This window comes from uncultured Meiothermus sp. (genome assembly GCF_937863175.1).
GTDB lineage: Bacteria > Deinococcota > Deinococci > Deinococcales > Thermaceae > Meiothermus.
Window position 1 is genome coordinate 1 of record NZ_CALMCQ010000263.1, and the last position, 1,715, is coordinate 1,715.

Annotated in this window: 2 protein-coding genes and 1 pseudogene; all 3 read right to left on the bottom strand. The window is 59.7% G+C overall.

Annotated features, from left to right (window positions below; translation table 11 throughout):
- Positions 1 to 170 precede the first annotated feature (170 nt).
- A complete protein-coding gene (locus tag Q0288_RS09875) occupies positions 171 to 941 on the bottom strand; it encodes a heme ABC transporter ATP-binding protein (RefSeq protein ID WP_299429921.1) in 771 nt (256 codons plus the stop codon).
- Complete coding sequence (locus Q0288_RS09880; protein ID WP_299429924.1) at positions 928 to 1,551, bottom strand: hypothetical protein; 624 nt, start codon at positions 1,549 to 1,551, stop codon at positions 928 to 930. Before Q0288_RS09880 ends, Q0288_RS09875 begins: the two co-directional genes overlap by 14 nt.
- 67 nt (positions 1,552 to 1,618) lie before the next feature.
- A pseudogene (locus Q0288_RS09885) lies at positions 1,619 to 1,715 on the bottom strand (hemin ABC transporter substrate-binding protein); the annotation flags it as partial.

The following is a 1,715-nucleotide window of genomic DNA, read 5'->3' on the forward strand; positions in this document are numbered from 1 at the left end:
CGGACGGTCGGCGAAAAAAGCGTCTCCCTTCGGTCGGGTTCCGAATCTGGTATCACAAGCGGTTTGGGCGGTTTTCAAATTGACTCCCTGCAGGCTTCAAAAATCGCCTCCTGGTAGCGGGAATGGGCGGGCCCGCTACGGCAAAGATCTGGGCTCGAGTCTAGCCAAACCTAGATAAACGGCGGAAGGGGCAGTACCCAGGGCCGCCCACTGGTATGCGGGGCCAGGGCAAAAGGCAGCCCGTAGACCGCCTCGAGGCGCTCCGTCAGCAGCACTTCGGCAGGGCTCCCCAGGGCCGCTATACGGCCTTGATGCAGCAGCAGTATCTGGTCGGAGAAGACCGAGGCTAGATTCAGATCGTGCAAGACTGCTACAACCGACCCGCCCGCCTTAACCAGCTGGCGGCAGACCATCAGTATCTCCATCTGGTGCCGTGGGTCCAGGTGGTTGGTGGGCTCGTCCAGAAGCAACAGCTGCGGAACCTGTGCCAGCAGTCTGGCCAGGTCTACCCGGCTCTGCTCGCTGCCCGAAAGGCTCAGGTAGCTGCGCGCAGCAAAATCTCTGGCAACGGTCTGTTGCAAAGCCCACTCGGTAGCCCGGTGATCCTCCTGATTTTCTGCTCGATTTTCGATGTGCGGCAGACGCCCCAGGAAAGCCACTTCGTAGGCCTTGAAGGCAAAGCCAACCTCGCGCCGTTGGGTCAGTACCGCACGGAGCAAGGCCAGTTCCAGTGACGAGTAATGCGGCAGGGGTCTACCAAACAACTCAATCACCCCCGAGGAGGGCCTTTCTTCACCAGATAAGAGCCGTAGCAGGGTGGTCTTGCCGGCCCCATTGGGGCCAATAATGCTCATAAACCGCCCGGCCTCGAGGGTAAAACTTACCTCAGCTAGTAGCTCCTGTCCTCCTACCCGATAGGCCACCCTTTCAACCCTGAACATGCCGTACCCTGGGCGAGTCGCCGATAGCCTGCCCTGAGTGGCTTGAGGGCTCAACTGAGCCCGCCGGAACCAGAGCTGGCCGCAGTTCTGCCCAAGAGCAATTCTGGCCCAGCCGCAACTGTCGTAGCCAGATTAGCTGAGCAAGCAGCCCACACCCTGCGGCCACGCTAAAGGTGGCTAGAAACATCCATAGCAGGTTCAGGCTGGACACGGGAGTAAGACCGTTCCAGCTCAGATTAAACTGAAAAACAATCACCCCAATCACCAGCGATGCGGCCAGAAGATGCCAGGGCTGCACCCAGTCCAGCAGGTAGACTGCGGTCAGGGTGATCGCCCCTGCTACCAGACCGAGCAGCAAGGCCACCCACAAATATCCCGAGACCAGTCCCATCACCAGTCCAGCGGGAGCCTGCACCCACACCGCCCAGTGCCAGCGACCTGTCATGGCCAGAGCCAGCAGGGAGGGGAAGAATATCAGCATCGAGACCGCCGAAGCCAGGATTAGCTGCTCGCTGCTCAAGCCAGCCTGCATTGCTGCAAGGCCCTGGCGCAAGACCAGACCGACCAGCAGGCCAAAAACCCCTGAGATCAGTAAAAACAATCCCTTCACCGTACCACCTCTCGCTTAAAGCGCAACAGGAGCCAGATAAAAAAAGGAGCGCCCCTGGGGGCTAGATGCTGCTGGTATCGTGTCCCACCACCCGGTGGCCCATCCCCAGGGCAAACAGTATCTCGGTGGTAGCTCCGTCAATGCTTACAATTCGCTCGACAGAA